This is a genomic window from Pseudomonas sp. WSY_20 (assembly GCF_043104335.1).
GTDB lineage: Bacteria > Pseudomonadota > Gammaproteobacteria > Pseudomonadales > Pseudomonadaceae > Aquipseudomonas > Aquipseudomonas parafulva_B.
Genome location: NZ_JBICKP010000049.1, coordinates 65,669 through 83,443, shown reverse-complemented (window position 1 = coordinate 83,443; position 17,775 = coordinate 65,669). Strand labels below are relative to the sequence as shown.

The 17,775-nt window shown below is 62.6% G+C and carries 20 protein-coding genes and 1 riboswitch; of the genes, 11 read left to right on the top strand and 9 right to left on the bottom strand.

Annotated features, from left to right (window positions below; genetic code table 11):
- Positions 1-27: 27 nt before the first annotated feature.
- Both ACF8E5_RS12785 and upp read right to left on the bottom strand, forming a co-directional pair.
- Positions 28-1,302, bottom strand: a complete 1,275-nt coding sequence (locus tag ACF8E5_RS12785) for a uracil-xanthine permease family protein (protein ID WP_058605727.1) — start codon at positions 1,300-1,302, stop codon at positions 28-30.
- Positions 1,303-1,304: 2 nt separating this feature from the next.
- Positions 1,305-1,943, bottom strand: coding sequence for a uracil phosphoribosyltransferase (upp, locus tag ACF8E5_RS12780; RefSeq protein WP_027916614.1), 639 nt, complete (start codon positions 1,941-1,943; stop codon positions 1,305-1,307).
- Between the two features lie 164 nt (positions 1,944-2,107).
- On the opposite strand from upp, the gene ACF8E5_RS12775 reads away from it, so the two are divergent.
- The 3 genes from ACF8E5_RS12775 to ACF8E5_RS12765 all read left to right on the top strand — a co-directional run bounded on the left by ACF8E5_RS12775 (position 2,108) and on the right by ACF8E5_RS12765 (position 3,564).
- On the top strand, positions 2,108-2,665 hold the full coding sequence (locus ACF8E5_RS12775; protein WP_027916613.1) for a hypoxanthine-guanine phosphoribosyltransferase: 558 nt from the start codon (positions 2,108-2,110) through the stop codon (positions 2,663-2,665).
- A gap of 64 nt (positions 2,666-2,729) precedes the next feature.
- Entirely contained in the window at positions 2,730-3,200 is a 471-nt protein-coding gene (locus ACF8E5_RS12770; protein WP_058605728.1) for a hypothetical protein, read from the top strand.
- A gap of 67 nt (positions 3,201-3,267) precedes the next feature.
- Positions 3,268-3,564 carry a PA4642 family protein gene (locus tag ACF8E5_RS12765; RefSeq protein ID WP_058639460.1) on the top strand — a complete coding sequence of 99 codons (297 nt, stop codon included), beginning with the start codon at positions 3,268-3,270 and terminating at the stop codon, positions 3,562-3,564.
- Between the two features lie 39 nt (positions 3,565-3,603).
- On the opposite strand, the gene mqo is transcribed toward ACF8E5_RS12765, so the two are convergent.
- Complete coding sequence (mqo, locus tag ACF8E5_RS12760; RefSeq protein WP_196186341.1) at positions 3,604-5,112, bottom strand: malate dehydrogenase (quinone); 1,509 nt, start codon at positions 5,110-5,112, stop codon at positions 3,604-3,606.
- 604 nt (positions 5,113-5,716) lie between these two features.
- The gene (locus ACF8E5_RS12755) at positions 5,717-5,950 is read right to left on the bottom strand and encodes a hypothetical protein (protein WP_182140242.1); all 234 of its coding nucleotides are present in this window, start codon (positions 5,948-5,950) and stop codon (positions 5,717-5,719) included.
- Positions 5,951-6,116: 166 nt separating this feature from the next.
- Between ACF8E5_RS12755 and ACF8E5_RS12750 the strand changes: the two genes are divergently transcribed.
- Positions 6,117-6,698 carry a YajG family lipoprotein gene (locus ACF8E5_RS12750; protein WP_023534676.1) on the top strand — a complete coding sequence of 194 codons (582 nt, stop codon included), beginning with the start codon at positions 6,117-6,119 and terminating at the stop codon, positions 6,696-6,698.
- Between the two features lie 67 nt (positions 6,699-6,765).
- Here the strand turns inward: ACF8E5_RS12750 and ACF8E5_RS12745 are convergent, their stop codons facing one another.
- Positions 6,766-6,972 (bottom strand): hypothetical protein, encoded by a 207-nt coding sequence (locus ACF8E5_RS12745; RefSeq protein ID WP_182140240.1) that lies wholly within the window; start codon positions 6,970-6,972, stop codon positions 6,766-6,768.
- 159 nt (positions 6,973-7,131) lie between these two features.
- On the opposite strand from ACF8E5_RS12745, the gene ACF8E5_RS12740 reads away from it, so the two are divergent.
- Positions 7,132-7,392 carry a hypothetical protein gene (locus tag ACF8E5_RS12740; RefSeq protein WP_196142666.1) on the top strand — a complete coding sequence of 87 codons (261 nt, stop codon included), beginning with the start codon at positions 7,132-7,134 and terminating at the stop codon, positions 7,390-7,392.
- Positions 7,393-7,450: 58 nt separating this feature from the next.
- Here the strand turns inward: ACF8E5_RS12740 and ACF8E5_RS12735 are convergent, their stop codons facing one another.
- Complete coding sequence (locus ACF8E5_RS12735; RefSeq protein WP_196186340.1) at positions 7,451-8,617, bottom strand: 1-acyl-sn-glycerol-3-phosphate acyltransferase; 1,167 nt, start codon at positions 8,615-8,617, stop codon at positions 7,451-7,453.
- A gap of 127 nt (positions 8,618-8,744) precedes the next feature.
- Here ACF8E5_RS12735 and ACF8E5_RS12730 point away from each other — a divergent pair, with 127 nt between their 5' ends.
- From ACF8E5_RS12730 to ACF8E5_RS12715, 4 genes are all read left to right on the top strand, one after another.
- A complete protein-coding gene (locus ACF8E5_RS12730; RefSeq protein WP_058605735.1) occupies positions 8,745-8,930 on the top strand; it encodes a CPXCG motif-containing cysteine-rich protein in 186 nt (61 codons plus the stop codon).
- Positions 8,930-9,190 carry a putative signal transducing protein gene (locus ACF8E5_RS12725; RefSeq protein ID WP_058605736.1) on the top strand — a complete coding sequence of 87 codons (261 nt, stop codon included), beginning with the start codon at positions 8,930-8,932 and terminating at the stop codon, positions 9,188-9,190. The genes ACF8E5_RS12730 and ACF8E5_RS12725 overlap by 1 nt, the downstream gene beginning before the upstream one ends.
- Positions 9,191-9,205: 15 nt before the next feature.
- Positions 9,206-9,826, top strand: a complete 621-nt coding sequence (locus ACF8E5_RS12720; RefSeq protein ID WP_058639454.1) for an SOS response-associated peptidase — start codon at positions 9,206-9,208, stop codon at positions 9,824-9,826.
- 124 nt (positions 9,827-9,950) lie between these two features.
- Positions 9,951-10,769 carry a M48 family metallopeptidase gene (locus ACF8E5_RS12715; RefSeq protein ID WP_058605868.1) on the top strand — a complete coding sequence of 273 codons (819 nt, stop codon included), beginning with the start codon at positions 9,951-9,953 and terminating at the stop codon, positions 10,767-10,769.
- A 58-nt stretch (positions 10,770-10,827) separates the two neighbouring features.
- On the opposite strand, the gene ACF8E5_RS12710 is transcribed toward ACF8E5_RS12715, so the two are convergent.
- From ACF8E5_RS12710 to ACF8E5_RS12700, 3 genes are all read right to left on the bottom strand, one after another.
- Entirely contained in the window at positions 10,828-11,412 is a 585-nt protein-coding gene (locus ACF8E5_RS12710; protein WP_023534668.1) for a TMEM165/GDT1 family protein, read from the bottom strand.
- A gap of 88 nt (positions 11,413-11,500) precedes the next feature.
- Positions 11,501-11,640, bottom strand: a riboswitch (yybP-ykoY riboswitch).
- A 42-nt stretch (positions 11,641-11,682) separates the two neighbouring features.
- Positions 11,683-12,678, bottom strand: coding sequence for a class I SAM-dependent methyltransferase (locus ACF8E5_RS12705; RefSeq protein WP_058639453.1), 996 nt, complete (start codon positions 12,676-12,678; stop codon positions 11,683-11,685).
- A gap of 50 nt (positions 12,679-12,728) precedes the next feature.
- Positions 12,729-13,694 (bottom strand): 2-hydroxyacid dehydrogenase, encoded by a 966-nt coding sequence (locus ACF8E5_RS12700; protein WP_078479099.1) that lies wholly within the window; start codon positions 13,692-13,694, stop codon positions 12,729-12,731.
- Positions 13,695-13,896: 202 nt separating this feature from the next.
- Here ACF8E5_RS12700 and ACF8E5_RS12695 point away from each other — a divergent pair, with 202 nt between their 5' ends.
- Positions 13,897-15,579 (top strand): fatty acid--CoA ligase, encoded by a 1,683-nt coding sequence (locus ACF8E5_RS12695; RefSeq protein WP_058639451.1) that lies wholly within the window; start codon positions 13,897-13,899, stop codon positions 15,577-15,579.
- Between the two features lie 307 nt (positions 15,580-15,886).
- On the top strand, positions 15,887-17,773 hold the full coding sequence (locus ACF8E5_RS12690; protein ID WP_392475373.1) for a DUF1302 domain-containing protein: 1,887 nt from the start codon (positions 15,887-15,889) through the stop codon (positions 17,771-17,773).
- Positions 17,774-17,775: the final 2 nt, after the last annotated feature.

Below are 17,775 nucleotides of genomic sequence, written 5' to 3'. Positions count from 1 at the left end.
ACTGGGTCAAGCCAGGCGGCTCAGGCGTCAAGGCAACGGGTCATCCTGTTGCTTGTGTTTCCAGGCATCGTTGCCTGGCAGGATCAGGTTGAGCGCGATCGCCACGATGGCGCACAGCGCGATGCCCTTGAGGCCCCAATCGTCAGGGCCGTCACCGCTGCCGACCAGCACCCCGCCGATACCGAACACCAGGGTCACCGACACGATCACCAGGTTCCGCGCTTCGGCGAGGTCGACCTTGTGGCGGATCATGGTGTTGAGCCCCACGGCTGCGATCGAGCCGAACAGCAGGCAGAGGATGCCGCCCATCACTGGCACCGGAATGCTCTGCAGCAGGGCGCCGAATTTGCCGATGAAGGCCAGGGTGATGGCGAACACCGCAGCCCAGGTCATGATCTTCGGGTTGTAGTTCTTGGTCAGCATCACCGCGCCGGTCACCTCGGCGTAGGTGGTGTTGGGCGGTCCACCGAACAAACCGGCTGCCGTGGTGGCGATGCCGTCACCCAGCAGCGTGCGGTGCAGGCCAGGCGTTTTCAGGTAGTCCCGTCCCGTCACGCTGCCTACCGCGATGACCCCGCCGATATGCTCGATCGCCGGTGCCAAGGCCACGGGCACGATGAACAGGATGGCCTGCCAGTTGAAGGCAGGGGCGGTGAAGTTGGGCAATTCCAGCCAAGGGGCGGCTGCAATTTTTGCCGTGTCGACCACCCCGAAAGCGAACGACAGGGCGAAACCCACCAGCACGCCGGCGATGATCGGCACCAGGCGGAAGATGCCTTTGCCGAACACGGCCACGATCAGCGTCGTCAGCAGGGCCGGCATGGAAATGAGCATGGCGGTGCTGTAGGGCAGCAGCACGCTACCATCGCCAGCTTTGCCCATCGCCATGTTGGCCGCGATCGGTGCCATGGCCAGGCCGATGGAGATGATCACCGGGCCGATCACCACCGGGGGCAGCATGCGGTCGATGAAGCCTGTGCCCTTGATCTTCACCATCAGGCCCATGAAGGTGTAGACGAACCCGGCGGCCATGACGCCGCCCATGGTTTCTGCCAGGCCGAACTGACCCTTGGCGAGAATGATCGGGGTGATGAAGGCGAAGCTCGATGCCAGGAAAACCGGCACCTGACGCCCGGTGACCAGTTGAAACAGCAAGGTGCCAAGGCCGGCCGTGAACAGCGCGACGTTAGGGTCCAGGCCGGTAATCAAGGGCATGAGCACCAGCGCGCCAAATGCCACGAAGAGCATCTGCGCGCCTGAAACGACCTGACGCCAGAGCGGGTCGTTGTAGCCGTCCTGCATGGTCAGGCGTCCTTTTGCTTGGTGCCGAAGATCTTGTCGCCGGCATCGCCCAGGCCTGGGACGATGTAGCCATGTTCGTTCAGGCGCTGGTCGATCGAGGCCGTGTAGATCTGTACATCCGGGTGGGCCTTGTGCACCACGTCGATGCCCTCTGGGGCAGCTACCAGAACCATGGCGCGGATTTCCCGGCAACCGGCCTTTTTCAACAGGTCGATGGTGGCGACCATCGAGGCGCCGGTGGCCAGCATCGGGTCGATGATCAGGGCCAGGCGTTGATTGATGTCCGGCGCGAGCTTTTCCAGGTAGGTGTGGGCCTCAAGCGTCTCTTCGTTGCGGGCCACGCCCACCGCGCTGACCTTGGCACCCGGCACCAGGCTGAGCACGCCGTCTAGCATGCCGATGCCTGCGCGCAGGATCGGCACGACGGTGATCTTCTTGCCGGCGATCTTTTCCACGGCAACCTTGCCGCACCAGCCGTCGATTTCATAGGTTTCCAGCGGCAGGTCCTGGGTGGCCTCATACGTCAACAGGGCGCCGACTTCCTGGGCGAGTTCGCGAAAATTCTTGGTGCTGATATCAGCACGGCGCATCAGGCCGAGCTTGTGGCGGATCAGCGGATGGCGGATCTCACGAGTGGGCATAGGGGGGGGCTCCGAAAGGCGGGCAAAAAAACCGCGCTAGATTAATCTATTCAGCCTGTGCTGTCGTCTGATCATTTTGCACGTTAGTCCATAAACGCTTGATCTGTGACGAGCGGATGCGTACCTTTGCCCGCTTTTCCAAAATGCACCTCCTGGAGAGCGCCATGTCCGCCGATCTCGAGCATATCCGTCAAGTCATGCGTGAAGCAGACTGCCTGTACACCGAAGCCGAAGTCGAAGCGGCCATCGCCAAGGTCGGCGAGCAGATCTGCCAAGAACTGCACGACAAGAACCCCGTGGTGTTCTGCGTGATGAACGGCGGCCTAATCTTCGCCGGCAAGCTGTTGACCCACCTGCAGTTCCCGCTGGAAGCCTCGTACCTGCACGCCACCCGTTACCGCAACCAGACCAGCGGCGGCGAGCTGTTCTGGAAGGCCAAGCCGGAAGTCTCGTTCATCGACCGCGATGTGCTGATCGTCGATGACATCCTCGACGAGGGCCACACCCTCAGCGCCATCATCGATTTCTGCAAGCACGCCGGCGCCCGCGCCGTGCACACGGCCGTGTTGATCGACAAGGACCACGACCGCAAGGCCAGCCCGGACCTCAAGGCCAACTACGTGGGCTTGCCGTGCATCGATCGCTACATCTTCGGCTACGGCATGGACTACAAGGGCTACTGGCGCAACGCCAACGGCATCTTCGCCGTCAAGGGGCTCTGAGCGCAGCCTACCTGCCGCTCAGGTGCAGCATGCTAGAGTGCTCCTTCAAGCCAAGGAGCCTCACATGCGTGCGTTCATCCCGTTCCTGCTGGCAGTCAGTTTGCCCCTGGCTGCCGCGCCGATGCACAGCCAATTCCTGCCGCCCGATGACCAATCCCTGCGCCAGGCAGCGCCCACCGCTCAGCAACTGCTTCAAGTCACCGACTACACCGTGGTAGTCGGCGCCCAGCGCCAGTCGGACCAGCAACCCATTCCGATCACCTCATCCTTGCAGGTGCGCCTCAAGGGCAAGCCCTTGAGCAAGGCGGCCACCATGACCCAAGTGCTGCTGACCTTCGACGGCGAAGCGGCCAAGAGCCTGAAAAAGCCGGTCTACGACGAAAAGACTCGCACGCTGAACTTGAATTATCCGCTCAGCGATTACCGGGTCATCATGGACCTGCTGCGCAACGAGACCCTGTATGTGCAGTTTCTCACCTATGCCAACGGGCACATCTGGGCGGACCTGCACACTGGCACAGTACGTACGCGTTGAGGCTCGCGCGCGGCGGAAGGTACACTGCCGCCCTTTGAACATCGTGATGGTCCAGTTGGAGTCGGCAATGCGTAAAGACAAGAAACAGGTAATCGGTGACGAAATCAGTGACGACTACATCAAGGCGTTTCTCCAGTTCGAGCCCGCCGATGGGGTCACGTCGCCCTCGCTGCACAAACTGGTAAAGGCGTACCGCGGCTTGCGCGTAGATGACTTCCGGCGTTTCGTCGGCTTCTTCGTCGAAGCAGGCTTCGACCTCGATGGCAAGGACGAGCATGGCAAGACGTTCGCCGAGCAGATTGCCGATCAGCGCAATGGCGACGAGTACATCGAAATCATCGAAAACGCCCGCTCAGGGGCATAAAAAAACGCCCCGAGGGGCGTTTTTCACTGGCCGGGCGGTTCATGCGTAATGCTTGGCTGCCGGGCTGCTTTGCACCAGGTCCAGTGCCGCATCGTTATCGGCGCTGATTTTCTTGTAAAGCGCAGCGTCGGTGGCCAGGGTCTTCTCGCGTGCCGGGAAGATCTCCTTGAGCTTGGCTGCCCAGGCACCTTTCGCCTGCTCCGGGAAGCAGCGCTCGATCAGCTCCAGCATGATCGAGACCGTCACCGAAGCACCGGGCGATGCGCCCAGCAGCGCCGCCAGGCTGCCGTCCTGGGCAGACACCAACTCGGTACCAAACTGCAGAACGCCGCCTTTTTTCGGGTCTTTCTTGATGATCTGCACACGCTGGCCAGCCACTTCCAGACGCCAGTCTTCGGCCTTGGCTTCGGGGTAGAAGCGACGTAGCGATTCCAGGCGCTGCTCCATCGACTGCATCACCTCACTGACCAGGTACTTGGTCAGGTCCATGTTGTCACGGGCCACCGCCAGCATCGGGCCCAGGTTGCCCAGGCGTACCGACAGGGGCAGGTCCAGCAGCGAACCGTGCTTGAGGAACTTGGTGGTGAAGCCGGCGTACGGCCCGAACAGCAAGGATTTCTTGCCGTCGACCACGCGCGTATCAAGGTGCGGCACGGACATGGGCGGCGCGCCGACGGCGGCCTGGCTGTAGACCTTGGCCTGATGCTGGCTGACGATTTCCGGATTGTCGCAACGCAGCCACTGGCCACTGACCGGGAAGCCACCGAAGCCCTTGCTTTCGGGGATGCCGGAGGCCTGCAACAGCGGCAGGGCAGCGCCACCGGCGCCGAGGAACACGAAACGGGCGTCCACTTCGCGGCTGCCGCCGCTGTTGACGTCCTTGATGCTGACCGTCCAGCCGGCGCCGTTGCGACGCAGGCCCACGACCTTCTTGCAATACTTGACCTGCGCGTCGGGCGCCTCGCCCAGTAGCTTGAGCAGCTTGTTGGTCAGGGCCCCGAAATTGACGTCGGTACCCTTGAGCACGCGAGTGGCGGCAATGTGCTGATCAGCCGGGCGGCCCGGCATCATCAGCGGCATCCACTCGTTCATCACGGCCTTGTCTTCGGTGTACTCCATCTCGGCAAAGGCGTGATGCTGCTTGAGCAGTTCATAGCGCTTCTTGAGGAAGGCAATACCCTTGTCACCCTCGACGTAGCTCAGGTGCGGTACCGGGTTGATGAACGCCCGCGCCGGGCCGAAGTTGCCTTTCTTGCTCAGGTAGGCCCAGAACTGGCGAGACACCTCGAACTGGGTATTGATGTGCACGGCCTTCTTGATGTCGATGCTGCCATCAGCGGCCTGGGGCGTGTAGTTCAGCTCGCACAAGCCAGCGTGGCCGGTGCCTGCGTTGTTCCAGGGGTTGGAACTCTCTGCGGCCCCGGAGTCCATCGCCTCGACCACTTCGAGTCTCAGGGTCGGGTCGAGCTCCTTGAGCAGTACGGCCAGGGTGGCACTCATGATGCCTGCGCCTACCAGTACTACATCAACCGATTCGTTCTGCGCCATTTAACGCGTCTCCACAATCTACAGCTACCTAATTGACAGCACAGGATCACCGGGTTCTCCAGGATCGCCATGTCCGACTTTTCGCAGTTCATGCAACGTCCGCGGACACCGCCAACCAGTCTTTGGGTTTGCCTATTGAACCCTGTTTGCCCCAGGTGCGGCAATTCGACTTATGGTCAACGACCGTCGGATACGCTATGCAAGCCGCTCAGACACGCATCCAGGTTGGGGCCATTTGCTGCCTGTTCAGGGCTGAAGGGGACACACCTGCCGCTTTTGCACATGCCAGATTGTTCATTTGCTCGCCACACTCTTGTGAAGTAGTGAAAACCGTTTTTTCACGCTCTTTTGGAGACGTGAACCTCAAAAGGGGACTGCGCGATGGCAACCCGCAGGTTCTATGCAGTGTGACGGCCATGGAAGCAGGCACGACAGCCGATGCAAGACCTGAGTGGAAGGCTCTCTGTGGGCGAGGCGGGTAGATTTGCCGTGGTCAGACGGCGGATGCGGGGCCCGATCAGGAGACGTCCTTATAATCGGGGGGAGATTATAGCGAGGTCGCAGCCAGAAATGTCGCCATTTCGCGGTTTTATTGCAGGGTTTTTCAGGCAGCCAGGTTGCGTTGATGCCAGCGGCGACTTGTCGGCTTGCAAACCCGGGCACCGTCCGGCAGTGCATGACCCAGCCAGGCAAGCTGCACCTCGTGCACCTGCACCCAGCCATCGCCCTCAGGTACTTGCGAGCAGTGCTTGAAGGCCAGGCACATGCCATTCATGTCGAGCAGGGCGTAGGCGGTGTGGCGAGGAGCAGGCAACAGCAGGTGCAAAAGCGAGACCATGGCAGATGTCCTGTGCAGGTGAGCGTGCAGCCACATTAAGCGTTGCCGGTTAAGCGTTTGTGACAACCTCGGACGTACCGGGTGCAAGCGGTGCACGCCGCTTGTAGCCAGGCCCTTGCCGCTAGGTATACTGTGCGCCATCGCCGCATTTTCTGGAGAATCGCGCATGTTGCAACGACTGTTGTTCGGTTTGATCACCGTAGCCAGCCTCAGCCTGGTCGGTTGTGCCCACAGCCCGCAACAACTCAATCCGCAGCCCAAGCTCACGGCGCAACTCACCCCGGTGGGGCAGGGGCAGCCGGTGGTGGTGCGAGTGGTAGACGGCAGGCCTTCACCGTCGCTGGGCACTCGCGGTGGCATGTACCCGGAAACCAGTACCATCAGTGTCAGCGGCAACCAGGTGGTGCCCAAGCTGCAGGCCCAGGCCGAGGCTGCCGTGCGCTTGCTGGGCTTTACGCCCACCACTGCAGGCAACGCGCCCCAATTGACCGTTACCCTGGCCGAGCTCAAGTACCAGTCGCCCAAGGACAAACTATACGTGACCGAAGCCACCATCGGCGCCACCTTCCGTGCTGACGTCGCCAACAATGGTCGCCGCTACACCGGTCGCTATGGCGCTTCGCTGGACCAGCGCTTTGGCATGGCGCCGAACCAGGACACCAACACCCAGTTGGTCAGCGATGTGCTGAGCGACGCGCTGACCCGGTTGTTCAAGGACCCAAGTATCGGTCAGGTGCTGGCGCAATAGCCTTCAATGCCTCATCCAAACCGCTGCCCGGTGACGGCCAGCGGTTTTTTTCTGCTGCGTACCGGCATCAGGCCGTCGCTATGCGCAGGTCCAGCATGCTGATCCCGGTCTGGGCATCCACCTCGGGCCAGTGCTCATGGGCATGCCCGCCCAGGGCGCAGTAGACCAGCCATTGACGGTCTTGCACATTGATGGCCAGGCCATCGACGAGCGCCTGTTGCTCATCACTCTGGGCAACGAGGTAGAGGCGGTCCTGGTTTTCGGCATGCAGCATGACAAGCTCCGGTTCGAGAAAGGACGACAGGGTGGCCTGTTCTGATGACGAACCGATGACAGATGAAATTAAATGACACGCGGTCGCTGCCGTGCAGGCAGCGCCAGGTGGGTTGGGTAGAATGCTGGCTTTTGTTCAGGTCTACGCCGAGGTGACGCGATGTCCATGCACATGCTCTGGGGGCTGATTGCCGCCCATCCCACCAAGCTCATCAATGTGCTGGCCTTGCTGCTGACGTGTCCGGGCGGGCTGCTGTTGCACAGTGCCAGGCGTAGCGCAGCCGATGCACGGCAAGGGCTGGGGGAGCAGCAAAGGGCGTTTGCGCGATTCGCAGGGTGGGTGCCCAGGCAGCGCTACGGTATGGGCTTCGCCTGCCTGGCCAGTGCGCTGGTGCTGTCGTGGGTCAGCACCTGGGCCTGAGTAAATTGGGGGCTCATGCTGATCGGGACGCTCGCGTTCAACAGCGCCCCCTCAATGCTCAAGCAAGCGGTGCCTGCTGCCTGACCTGATACTGATTGCGCACCGGCGTGGCGTACTGCAACACCAAGTAAGGCCGTTGCTCTTCGGGGCAGGCATCCAGCCGGCGCTGCCATTCTTCCTTGGCCTTGGCCAGTTCGTCGGCAGGGAACACCTGCTCGGCGCTTGGCACCTGCAGCGTGTCATCCTGCTCGGCCCACATGGCGTAGGCCAGGTAATGCACGGGGAACAGTCGATAACCGCCGAGGATCTGCCGGTCGATTTCCGCGGCCAGCTGCTTGGTGTCCTCGTAGAACTGGGTCACTGGCGGTGCAAAGTTGATGTGCACGCGACCTTTGTAGCCGGTGATGCCCTTGGCGATGCTGTGGTCGTCCTCGCCAGGTGCCTTCTGGTAGGTACCCGTGGTGGCGCGGATGTACAACTCACGGGCCTTGGCCTGGTCGCAGGGGTCGTATTCGTAGCTGATCGATACCGGCGTCAGGTTCAGGCTCTGGATGACCGCGCCGAACGCCTCGTCCTTTCGACTCATGTGGAACATCTTGAGGATGGCCGAATCGGTCCGGTCGTCGCCATCCTTGGCCCGGCCTTCGGCCTGGGCGATCCAGATGGAGGTCGCGTCGTTGACGATGGAGTGATTGATATAGGCCGACAGCAGCTGGTAGGCGGCCAGCTTCTCGCGGCGGCCGGTGATCGAGCGGTGCACGATGAAGCTCTTGTTGAGCCGCATGAGGTCGCTGACGAACGGTTTTTGCAGCAGGTTGTCGCCAATGGCGATGCGCGGGGTGGGCAGGCCGGCGTGGTACACCGCGTAGTTGACGAATGCCGGGTCCATGACGATGTCACGGTGGTTGGCCAGGAACAGATAAGCCGTGCCGGCCTTGAGCTGTTCCACGCCCGAATAGGTCACGCCATCGGTGGCGCGGTCGATGGTGCGATCAACGTAGTGCTCGACCTTGTCCTGCAGGGTCGATACACAGGTCACACCAGCGAACTCCTTGCGCAGGCGCCGGGCGATCAGCGGTTTAAGCAGCCAGCCAAGGGCACCGGCCGCACGCGGGAAGCGGAAATGAGTCAGGATATCGAGGAATGCCGGGTCGCTGAGCAGGCGTGCCAGAACTCCAGGGACCTCAGCGTCGTCGTATGGTCGGATGGCATCGAATTCGCCCATCATGCTCTCTTGTTGGAAACGGCTAGGGTAATAATGAAGTACGGGCAGGCTCCGAAAAACGGCTCGGACGCACGTGGCCCTGTAAACAGAGCGGCAATTATACGCATAACTCGTCGTGGAGGCCCTGATGCTGGAAACAGAGTTCTACGATTGCCCTTATTGTGGCGAGCGGGTGGAAACCTCCGTCGATCTGTCTGGCGGCGACCAGGTGTACACCGAAGACTGTCAGGTGTGCTGTCAGCCGATCGTGTTCGTGCTGCAGGTGCATGACGACGAATGGATGCTCGATGTCAGACGTGAGGACGATGCGTGATGAGGCGTATCTACGAACCCGAAAGCCTGCTCGAAGCAGAAATGCTGGCCGGTATGCTCGCCAGCGAAGGGGTGCAGGCGCACCTGGTGGGCCGCGACCTGGTCGGGGCGACCGGCGAATTGCCCCTGCACGGGCTGCTGGGCTTGTCGGTGGCCGATGAACAGGCCGAATACGCACGGCAGTTGATCGATGCGTACAATGGCGCCCAGCCGCTGATTGGCGACGAGCCGGAGAGCTTCCCCGGTACCTTGATCTGCTAGGTTTAGAATTACCTCATGTGTGGACGTTACGCCCTGTTCCGCTGGCCCCAAGCATTGACCAGCCTGCCTGGCTTTCCCGCCGGGCAGCCCGCCCAGTGGAATATTTCGCCCGGCAATACCGTCCTCATCCAGCGCCAGCTGGACGGGCAGCTGCAAGTGGCCAAGGCGCGCTGGGGCCTGACGCCGCCGTGGCTCACCGACCTTTCCCGCACCCCCGCCCATGCCCGCGCCGAAACGCTGGCCGAGCAGCCGATGTTCCGCGAAGCCTTTGGCCAACGACGCTGCCTGATACCGGCCAATGGTTTCTATGAGTGGCGAGGCAGCGTGCGCAAACGGCCCTTTTGGCTGACACCGGGCGAGGGGGCGTCGCTGTATTTCGCCGCTGTGTGGGAGGCTTATGCCGTACAGGAACAAGTCTGGCTCAGCTGCGCCGTGGTCACCCAGGCGGCGATGAATCAACGTAGGCCCCTGATTCTGGACGAAGCAGGGCAGGCTGCCTGGCTGGACCCGCAGACGCCGCTGATCCGTTTGCAGGAATTGCTGGCAAGCCCCTCGGTGCCCTTGCGCGAGCGGGCCCTGGCGCCTTTCGTCAACGACCCGAAACTGGACGCGCCCGAGTGCCTCACCCCGGCCTGAGTGCCAGTGCATGCTCGGTTGCTCGCCGCGCGCAGCGGGAGGGTGTGCAAAATCTTCCCTGCGGCTATGGCGGCCCACCCATGAGTCATCCTAGGATACGGCGCATGTAAAAAGGAGTGTTTCCATGCGTAAGTCTTTTGTCATCAGCCTAATGAGCGCTGGCATCCTGCTCGCTGGCTGCCAAGGGGTGAACACCACCAGCGGCGGTGCGGTGGGCGTTGAGCGCAAGCAGTACATGTTCAGCATGCTCTCGCCCGACGAGGTCAACACCATGTACGCCCAGTCGTACCAGCAGACCCTGGGCGAAGCGTCCAGCAAGGGCTTGCTCGACAAATCCAGTGCAGATGCCAGGCGCGTACAGGCCATCGCCAACCGTTTGATTGCCCAGGCGCCCCAGTTCCGGCCGGACGCTGCGCAGTGGAAATGGGAAGTCAACGTGATCAAGAGCGATGAGCTCAATGCCAACTGCGGGCCAGGCGGCAAGATCATCGTCTACACCGGCCTGATCGATCAGCTCAAGCTCAACGACGCCGAGATCGCGGCCGTCGTCGGTCACGAAATCGCCCACGCCTTGCGCGAGCACAGCCGTGAAGCGATGTCCAAGGCCTACGGCGTGGAAATGGCGCGCCAGGGTGCAGGCGCCATCTTCGGCCTGGGTCAGGACAGCATGGCGCTGGCCGACACTGTGGTGAACTACGCCATGACCTTGCCCAACAGCCGGGCCAACGAGAACGAAGCAGACCTGATCGGTCTCGAGCTCTCGGCGCGTGCAGGCTACGACCCGAACGCGGCCATCACCCTGTGGAACAAGATGAGCAAGGCTTCGGAAGGGGCACCACCGGAGTTCATGAGCACGCACCCGGCCTCGGCCAGCCGTATTGCCGCCTTGCAGGCAGCCATCCCCAAAGTCATGCCGCTGTATCAGGCAGCGGCCAAGCCCTGAGGCCCGCTGCAGGCGGGCAAGCAAGTGCCATGAAGGCTCCGCTCTGCCCGCCCGTGCCTCAACCCACCCAGCCGCTGGCCTTCATGGCCGTGTAGACCGCAACGATCGCGAGCACGAAGAACGCGGCGGCCGCCAGGCGGCGAATCAGCGTCAGCGGCAGTTTGTCCGCGGCGAAATTACCCGCCAGCACCACGGGCACGTTAGCGATCAGCATGCCCAGCGTGGTCCCGACGATGACCATGATCAGGTGAGGGTACTGCGCAGCCAGCATGACCGTGGCGACCTGAGTCTTGTCTCCGATCTCGGCCAGGAAGAAGGCGATCAGCGTGGTCAGGAACGGTCCGAAGCGGCGCGCAGGGTTTTCGTCGTCGTCCATCTTGTCCGGCACCAGCGTCCACAGGGCCGTGGCGGTGAAGCTGGCGGCCAGGATCCAATGCAGCGCAGCGTCGCTGAAGAAACTGCCGAACCAGGCGCCCACGGCACCTGCTGCGGCATGGTTGGCCAGCGTGGCGGCGACGATACCGGCAATGATGGGCCAGGGCTTGCGAAAGCGGGCAGCGAGGATGAGCGCGAGCAGCTGCGTCTTGTCGCCGATTTCGGCCAGGGCAACGATTGCGGTGGGTACCAGCAGAGATTCCAGCATCAGGATTCCTACGGGGGCGGGTCGACACGGCTATGACACGTACGACCTCCCCGCCCCGGGTAAGGTGTGCGTGTCATAGGTCTTGTCAAACCCCGGGCCTGTCTGCGCAGGCCTGGCCATGCACGTTTGCATGGTGGGTCGCACGCGCCATGGTCTGTGGACCAAGTATGTTGACGCGTACCGGGCGAGCGTGGCGCTCGCGGGAGACTACTCCCCTAGGACGGTGCGGATTCTGCCTAGGCGAAACGGTTTCGGCAAGCGCTGTTTTTATCAGCGTGTTGCCTGGTAGATCCTGAACCCGTCGGCTTCCTCCAGAACCTGGCAGTTGCCCAACGCCGCTTCGATGATCGGTTTGTAGCGCAGGAAAGTATTGGCTACCAAGCGTATTTGGCCCCCTTTTCGCAGGTGAATGGCCGATTTTTGCAGAAGATTCTCCGATGCCTGGTAATCGGTATGGACCCCGGTGTGAAATGGCGGGTTGCTCAGTATCACCTCCAGGTCCAAAGGGGCCGCATCGATACCGTCACCTTGCACGACCTCGGCCTCCAGGCCGTTGGCCGCCAGGGTGAGGCGGCTGGCGGCCACGGCGAAGGCATCCACATCCAGCATCGTCACGTGGCTGCCAGGGTAGCGCCGTTTCACTGCCGCCCCCAGCACACCAGCGCCGCAGCCGAAGTCCAGCACGTGGCCCTCTGGCAGCGCCTCCAGGTGGCGCAGCAGCACCGCCGTGCCTCGGTCAAGGCGGCCGTGGCTGAAGACGCCAGGCAAGCTCACCACCTGCAAGGGGCCGTCTGGCAGTGACAGCTCGAACTGCTTGGCCAGTGTGTGCAGCGCGGCTGCCTGCGGCGCCTGTTCAACGCTGACCTGCCACAGTTGGCAGTGCCGGGCGCTGTCGAGTTTGCGCGGCTTGCCAAAAGCCTGGAGGTGCCGCGCGACGCTTTCGATCCCTCCGCGTTTTTCACCCACCACGTACAACGTGCCGCCTTGCAGGCGTGCGGCCAGGGTAGTGAGCAGGTAAGCCGCCAGCTCGCGCGACTTGGGAAGAAACAGCACGGCAGTGGGCACGTCCACCGCCGGGGGCTCCACCGCGCAGTGGCAGCGGCCGACAAAGCGGCTTTCGAGCAGGGCGTGATCGCCTGCGTGCCAGGTCCAGGCATGGGCCTGGGGCAGTTGGGCCAACAGGCCATCGGGCGGGGCCCCGGCAATCAGCAGCGGGCCCTGGAACAGCTCTGCCTGGCGGAGCAACACTTCACTGCGCGGGTCCATGGACGACGCCTCCGAAAAATCGCGCAGTGTAGCAGAGCCGCGACTGTGCCTCAGCCGACCACGCGGCGTGCCTGCCCGGCAAAATACGCCTGGGCGTTTTCCGCCAGTTGGCCCACGATCCGCTGGCGCGCCTCGACAGCCCCCCAAGCGCTGTGAGGGGTAATGATCAGGCGCTCGATGCCAGGTTCGAGCAGGGGGTTGCCGTCTGCCGGAGGCTCGACGCTCAACACGTCGGTTGCAGCCCCGCCCAAATGACCACTGCGCAATGCATCGGCCAGCGCCTGCTCGTCGATCAACCCGCCACGTGCGGTATTGACCACCAGTGCACCGGGCTTGAGCAGGGCCAGTTCGCGCTCGCCGATCATGTGCCGAGTGTGCTCATTCAGGGGGCAATGCAGGGTGAGGGCGTCGACCTGTGGCAGCAGTTCATCCAGTGGCAGGCGGTCGGCACGGCTCGGCCGGCCTGGAATCTGCCCGCTCAGCACGCGCATGCCGAAGGCTTCGGCCAAGCGTGCCACCGCACCGCCCAGTTCACCATGGCCGAGCAGGCCGAGGGTCTTGCCCTCCAGCTCGACGATCGGATAGTCCAGCAGGCAGAACTGGCTGGCCTTGGCCCATCGTCCCTCGGCCACCGCCTTGTTGTAATCACACAGGCGCGTGGCCAGTGCCAGCAGCAGGCCCAAGGTGTGCTGGGCAACCGAAGGTGTGCCGTAGCCCTGACAGTTGCAGACCGTGATGCCTTGCGCCCGGGCGGCGGCCAGGTCGACGTTGTTGGTGCCGGTAGCAGCCACCAGAATCAGCTTGAGCTGTGGGTTGGCTTGGAGGCAGGCGGCGTCGAGCACCACCTTGTTGCTGATCACCGCAACAGCGCCTTGAAGACGTTCGGCCACCTGCTCGGGCGTCGTGGCGGCGAACAGCGCCAGTGAATCGAACGACCGGTGCAGCGGCGTCAGGTCCAGGTCGCCCAGGTCCAGGGAGTCGTGGTCGAGAAAAACGGCGTGGCGCGAGCTGGGCATAGGGGGCTCCGGTTCAACAAAAGGGGATGAAGGTCTGGTTGACGCCTGTGGATCAGTGTCCAGCCCCTGCTTGCCGCCCGTCAACGCCTGAAGCCGCAGGCTCCACCGGCTAAATCATTCCTTCGGCTGATTTGACCGGCGCAGTCGCGCACTACAGTGACGCCACGCCTTGCAAGCCCGCGCCTCAATAAAAGGGATATTTATGCTGCAGACCCGTCTCCTCAAGCCCGCCGACGACGCCTACGCCTACCCCCTGCTGATCAAGCGCCTGCTGATGTCGGCCAGCCGCTACGAAAAGACCCGTGAGATCGTCTACCGGGACCAGGTGCGACTGACCTATGCACAGTTGAGCCAGCGCATCGCGCAGTTGGCCAACGTGCTGAGCGAAGCCGGCGTGAAGGCCGGCGACACCGTGGCAGTGATGGACTGGGACAGCCACCGCTATCTTGAGTGCATGTTCGCCATCCCGATGATCGGTGCAGTGGTGCATACCATCAACGTGCGCCTCTCGCCCGACCAGATTCTCTACACCATGAATCACGCCGAAGACCGCCTGGTGCTGGTCAACAGTGACTTCATCGAGCTGTACCAGTCCATTGCCGGCCAGTTGACCACGGTCGAGCGCACTGTGCTGTTGACCGACGGGGTGGATACCCATGCGGCCTTGCCCAACCTGGTCGGCGAGTATGAGCAGCTGCTGGCTGGGGCGAGCACGCAGTACGATTTCCCCGACTTCGACGAACATTCGGTCGCCACCACCTTCTACACCACAGGCACCACGGGCAACCCCAAGGGGGTGTATTTCACCCATCGGCAACTGGTCCTGCATACCCTGGCCGAAGCCTCGGTCATGGGCAGCATCGACAGCGTGCGGCTGCTGGGCAGCAATGACGTGTACATGCCCATCACCCCCATGTTCCACGTGCACGCCTGGGGTATTCCGTACGTTGCGACCATGTTGGGCATCAAGCAGGTGTACCCGGGCCGCTACGAGCCCGAGATGCTGCTCAAGCTGTGGCGCGAAGAGCAGGTCACCTTCTCCCACTGCGTACCGACCATCCTGCAGATGCTGCTCAACTGCCCCCACGGTACAGGTGTGGATTTCGCCGGCTGGAAAATCATCATCGGCGGCAGTGCGCTGAACCGTTCGCTCTACGATGCGGCCTTTGCCCGCGGCATTCAGCTGACAGCGGCCTACGGCATGTCCGAGACGTGCCCATTAATCAGTGCCGCGCACCTCAACGACGAATTGCAGGCCGGCACCGAAGACGAGCGCATCAGTTACCGCATCAAGGCCGGTGTACCCGTGCCGCTGGTGGAAACGGCCATCATCGATGCGGAAGGGCGTTTCCTGCCCGCCGACGGTGAGACCCAGGGTGAACTGGTGCTACGTGCGCCGTGGCTGACGCAGGGCTATTTCAAGGAGCCGGAAAAGAGCCAGGCGCTGTGGGAGAACGGCTGGCTGCACACCGGCGACGTCGCCACGCTCGACAGCATGGGTTTTATCGACATCCGCGATCGCATCAAGGATGTGATCAAGACCGGTGGTGAGTGGCTGTCCTCGCTGGACCTGGAAGACATGATCAGCCGGCATCCGGCTGTGCGGGAAGTGGCTGTGGTAGGGGCGGCCGATCCCCAGTGGGGCGAGCGCCCGTTTGCCTTGGTGGTGGTGCGCGAAGGCCAGGTGATCGACGCCAGGGCACTCAAGGAACACCTCAAGCCGTTCGTAGAGCAGGGGCGCATCAACAAGTGGGCCATCCCCAGCCAGATCGCCCTTGTTACTGAAATTCCCAAGACCAGTGTCGGCAAGCTCGACAAGAAACGCATCCGCCAGGACATCATCGAGTGGCAGGCCTGTAACAGTGCCTTCCTGTCCACCCTGTGAAAGCGGGCATGCGGCAATCTGTCCTGGGCCAACCCGCATGCCAGAGCGGAGCAGTGCTTGCCAAATGGCGCAAATGCGCCATTCTTCAGCACGGCCGGGGCGCAATCGGAGCACACAGCACCGCCCAGGCGGCACGGAGCGCAAATCACACTTTAGAGGGATCGAGCGCCTGTGCCTTGGTGGCTATAGTCGGGGCCAGGGGCTTTTCGGGAGGGGAGGGTGAGCAGGCGCTGTCTTGCACACCGGTCGTTCGGGCCATTCCTGAAAGCACCACTGCCATAACAAAAAAGAACATGGAGTAGCGTCGATGAAATCTGCAAACCCGTTCTGGCGCAGGGCCAGGTTGCCCATGGCTGTAAGCCTGGCGTCCACCCTTGCCAGTCCCGCTTTCGCGGTCAGTTTCAACATCGGTGAAATCGAAGGCCAGTTCGACTCGTCGCTCTCCATCGGCGCCAGTTGGTCGACAGCCAGTCCCAACCGCAACCTGATCGGGGTCAACAACGGCGGCAAGGGCCTTTCGCAAACGTCCGACGATGGCCACCTCAACTTCAAGAAGGGCGAGACCTTCTCCAAGATCTTCAAAGGCATCCACGACCTGGAGCTCAAGTACGGCGATACCGGCATCTTCGTGCGCGGCAAGTACTGGTACGACTTCGAACTCAAGGACGAGGGCCGGCAATTCAAGGACATCAGCGACTCCAACCGCAAGGAAGGGGCCAAGTCCTCGGGTGCCGAGCTGCTCGACGCCTTCGTCTACCACAACTACTCCATCGGCGATCAGCCAGGCTCGGTGCGCCTGGGCAAGCAAGTGGTCAGCTGGGGCGAGAGCACCTTCATCGGCAGCGGCATCAATGCCGTCAACCCAATTGACGTGTCGGCGTTTCGCCGGCCAGGGGCCGAGATCAAGGAAGGCCTGATTCCGGTCTACATGTTCTATGTTTCCCAGAGCCTGACCGACAACCTGTCGGCCGAGGCCTTTTACCAGCTCGAGTGGGACCAGACCGTCGTCGACAACTGCGGCACGTTCTTCTCGCAACCAGACATCATTGCCGACGGCTGCACCGATAACCTGCGCGTGCTCAACAGCAGCCGTACCGTGCCTGCCGCCGCTCGCCAGTTCTTGGCCACCCGCGGCGTCAACCTCAACGAAGAAGGGGTGATGGTGCGCCGTGGCGGCGACCGTGATGCCCGTGACAGCGGGCAGTTCGGCGTGGCCATGCGCTATATGTTCGAGCCGCTGGACACCGAGTTTGGCGCCTACTTCATGAACTATCACAGCCGTGCGCCGATCTTCAGCGCAACCGGCGCCTCGCCTTCGGTCTTCGCCGCGATCCCGACCCTTCCAGCGCAGTTGCGTGCATTGGCACCGTTGATCGTGGCCGGCAACTCCAAGTACTTCGTCGAGTACCCCGAGGACATCCGCCTGTATGGCCTGAGCTTCTCCACCACACTGCCCACCGGCACCGCCTGGAGCGGTGAAATCAGCTACCGTCCCAACGCACCTGTGCAGCTCAACACCACCGACATCCTGTTCGCCGGTGTGCGCCCGCTGGGCGGCGCCTTGAGCAACGCTTCGCTGCTCGATGGCGTGCCTGGCCAGGACCTGCATGGCTACCGGCGCAAGGAAGTCACCCAGTTCCAGACCACCCTGACCCACTTCTTCGACCAGGTGATGGGTGCCAGCCGCATGACCGTGGTGGGCGAGGTGGGCGTGACCCATGTCGGCGGCCTGGAAAGCGCCTACGACACACGCTACGGCCGCGACCCGGTGTTCGGCCCCGGCCCGTTGCCCGCCACCGGTGGGGCCAATACCTGCCAGGCGCTCAACACCAGCACCATTAGTGGCGCAGGCGCCGGTGCCTCGACAGCCAACCTGAACCGCAAGTGCGAGAACGACGGCTATACCACCAGCACTTCGTGGGGCTACCGCGCCCGGGTCATCTGGGACTACAACGATGTGTTCGCAGGCGTCAACCTCAAGCCGAGCGTGGCTTGGTCCCATGACGTCTCCGGTTATTCGCCAGGCCCTGGCGGCAACTTCGAGGAGGGACGCAAGGCGGTCAGCCTGGGGCTGGATGCCGAGTACCAGAACACCTACACCGCCAGCCTGTCGTACACCAATTTCTTCGACGGCAAGTACAGCACCGTGGATGACCGCGACTTCCTCGCCCTCAGCTTCGGCGTGAACTTCTAAGC

Excerpts from the sequence above, each read along its gene's own strand:
- ACF8E5_RS12785 (WP_058605727.1), bottom strand. The coding sequence starts at position 1,302 with ATGCAGGACGGCTACAACGACCCGCTCTGGCGTCAGGTCGTTTCAGGC.
- upp (WP_027916614.1), bottom strand. The coding sequence starts at position 1,943 with ATGCCCACTCGTGAGATCCGCCATCCGCTGATCCGCCACAAGCTCGGC.
- ACF8E5_RS12775 (WP_027916613.1), top strand. The coding sequence starts at position 2,108 with ATGTCCGCCGATCTCGAGCATATCCGTCAAGTCATGCGTGAAGCAGAC.
- ACF8E5_RS12770 (WP_058605728.1), top strand. The coding sequence starts at position 2,730 with ATGCGTGCGTTCATCCCGTTCCTGCTGGCAGTCAGTTTGCCCCTGGCT.
- ACF8E5_RS12765 (WP_058639460.1), top strand. The coding sequence starts at position 3,268 with ATGCGTAAAGACAAGAAACAGGTAATCGGTGACGAAATCAGTGACGAC.
- mqo (WP_196186341.1), bottom strand. The coding sequence starts at position 5,112 with ATGGCGCAGAACGAATCGGTTGATGTAGTACTGGTAGGCGCAGGCATC.
- ACF8E5_RS12755 (WP_182140242.1), bottom strand. The coding sequence starts at position 5,950 with ATGGTCTCGCTTTTGCACCTGCTGTTGCCTGCTCCTCGCCACACCGCC.
- ACF8E5_RS12750 (WP_023534676.1), top strand. The coding sequence starts at position 6,117 with ATGTTGCAACGACTGTTGTTCGGTTTGATCACCGTAGCCAGCCTCAGC.
- ACF8E5_RS12745 (WP_182140240.1), bottom strand. The coding sequence starts at position 6,972 with ATGCTGCATGCCGAAAACCAGGACCGCCTCTACCTCGTTGCCCAGAGT.
- ACF8E5_RS12740 (WP_196142666.1), top strand. The coding sequence starts at position 7,132 with ATGTCCATGCACATGCTCTGGGGGCTGATTGCCGCCCATCCCACCAAG.
- ACF8E5_RS12735 (WP_196186340.1), bottom strand. The coding sequence starts at position 8,617 with ATGGGCGAATTCGATGCCATCCGACCATACGACGACGCTGAGGTCCCT.
- ACF8E5_RS12730 (WP_058605735.1), top strand. The coding sequence starts at position 8,745 with ATGCTGGAAACAGAGTTCTACGATTGCCCTTATTGTGGCGAGCGGGTG.
- ACF8E5_RS12725 (WP_058605736.1), top strand. The coding sequence starts at position 8,930 with ATGAGGCGTATCTACGAACCCGAAAGCCTGCTCGAAGCAGAAATGCTG.
- ACF8E5_RS12720 (WP_058639454.1), top strand. The coding sequence starts at position 9,206 with ATGTGTGGACGTTACGCCCTGTTCCGCTGGCCCCAAGCATTGACCAGC.
- ACF8E5_RS12715 (WP_058605868.1), top strand. The coding sequence starts at position 9,951 with ATGCGTAAGTCTTTTGTCATCAGCCTAATGAGCGCTGGCATCCTGCTC.
- ACF8E5_RS12710 (WP_023534668.1), bottom strand. The coding sequence starts at position 11,412 with ATGCTGGAATCTCTGCTGGTACCCACCGCAATCGTTGCCCTGGCCGAA.
- ACF8E5_RS12705 (WP_058639453.1), bottom strand. The coding sequence starts at position 12,678 with ATGGACCCGCGCAGTGAAGTGTTGCTCCGCCAGGCAGAGCTGTTCCAG.
- ACF8E5_RS12700 (WP_078479099.1), bottom strand. The coding sequence starts at position 13,694 with ATGCCCAGCTCGCGCCACGCCGTTTTTCTCGACCACGACTCCCTGGAC.
- ACF8E5_RS12695 (WP_058639451.1), top strand. The coding sequence starts at position 13,897 with ATGCTGCAGACCCGTCTCCTCAAGCCCGCCGACGACGCCTACGCCTAC.
- ACF8E5_RS12690 (WP_392475373.1), top strand. The coding sequence starts at position 15,887 with ATGAAATCTGCAAACCCGTTCTGGCGCAGGGCCAGGTTGCCCATGGCT.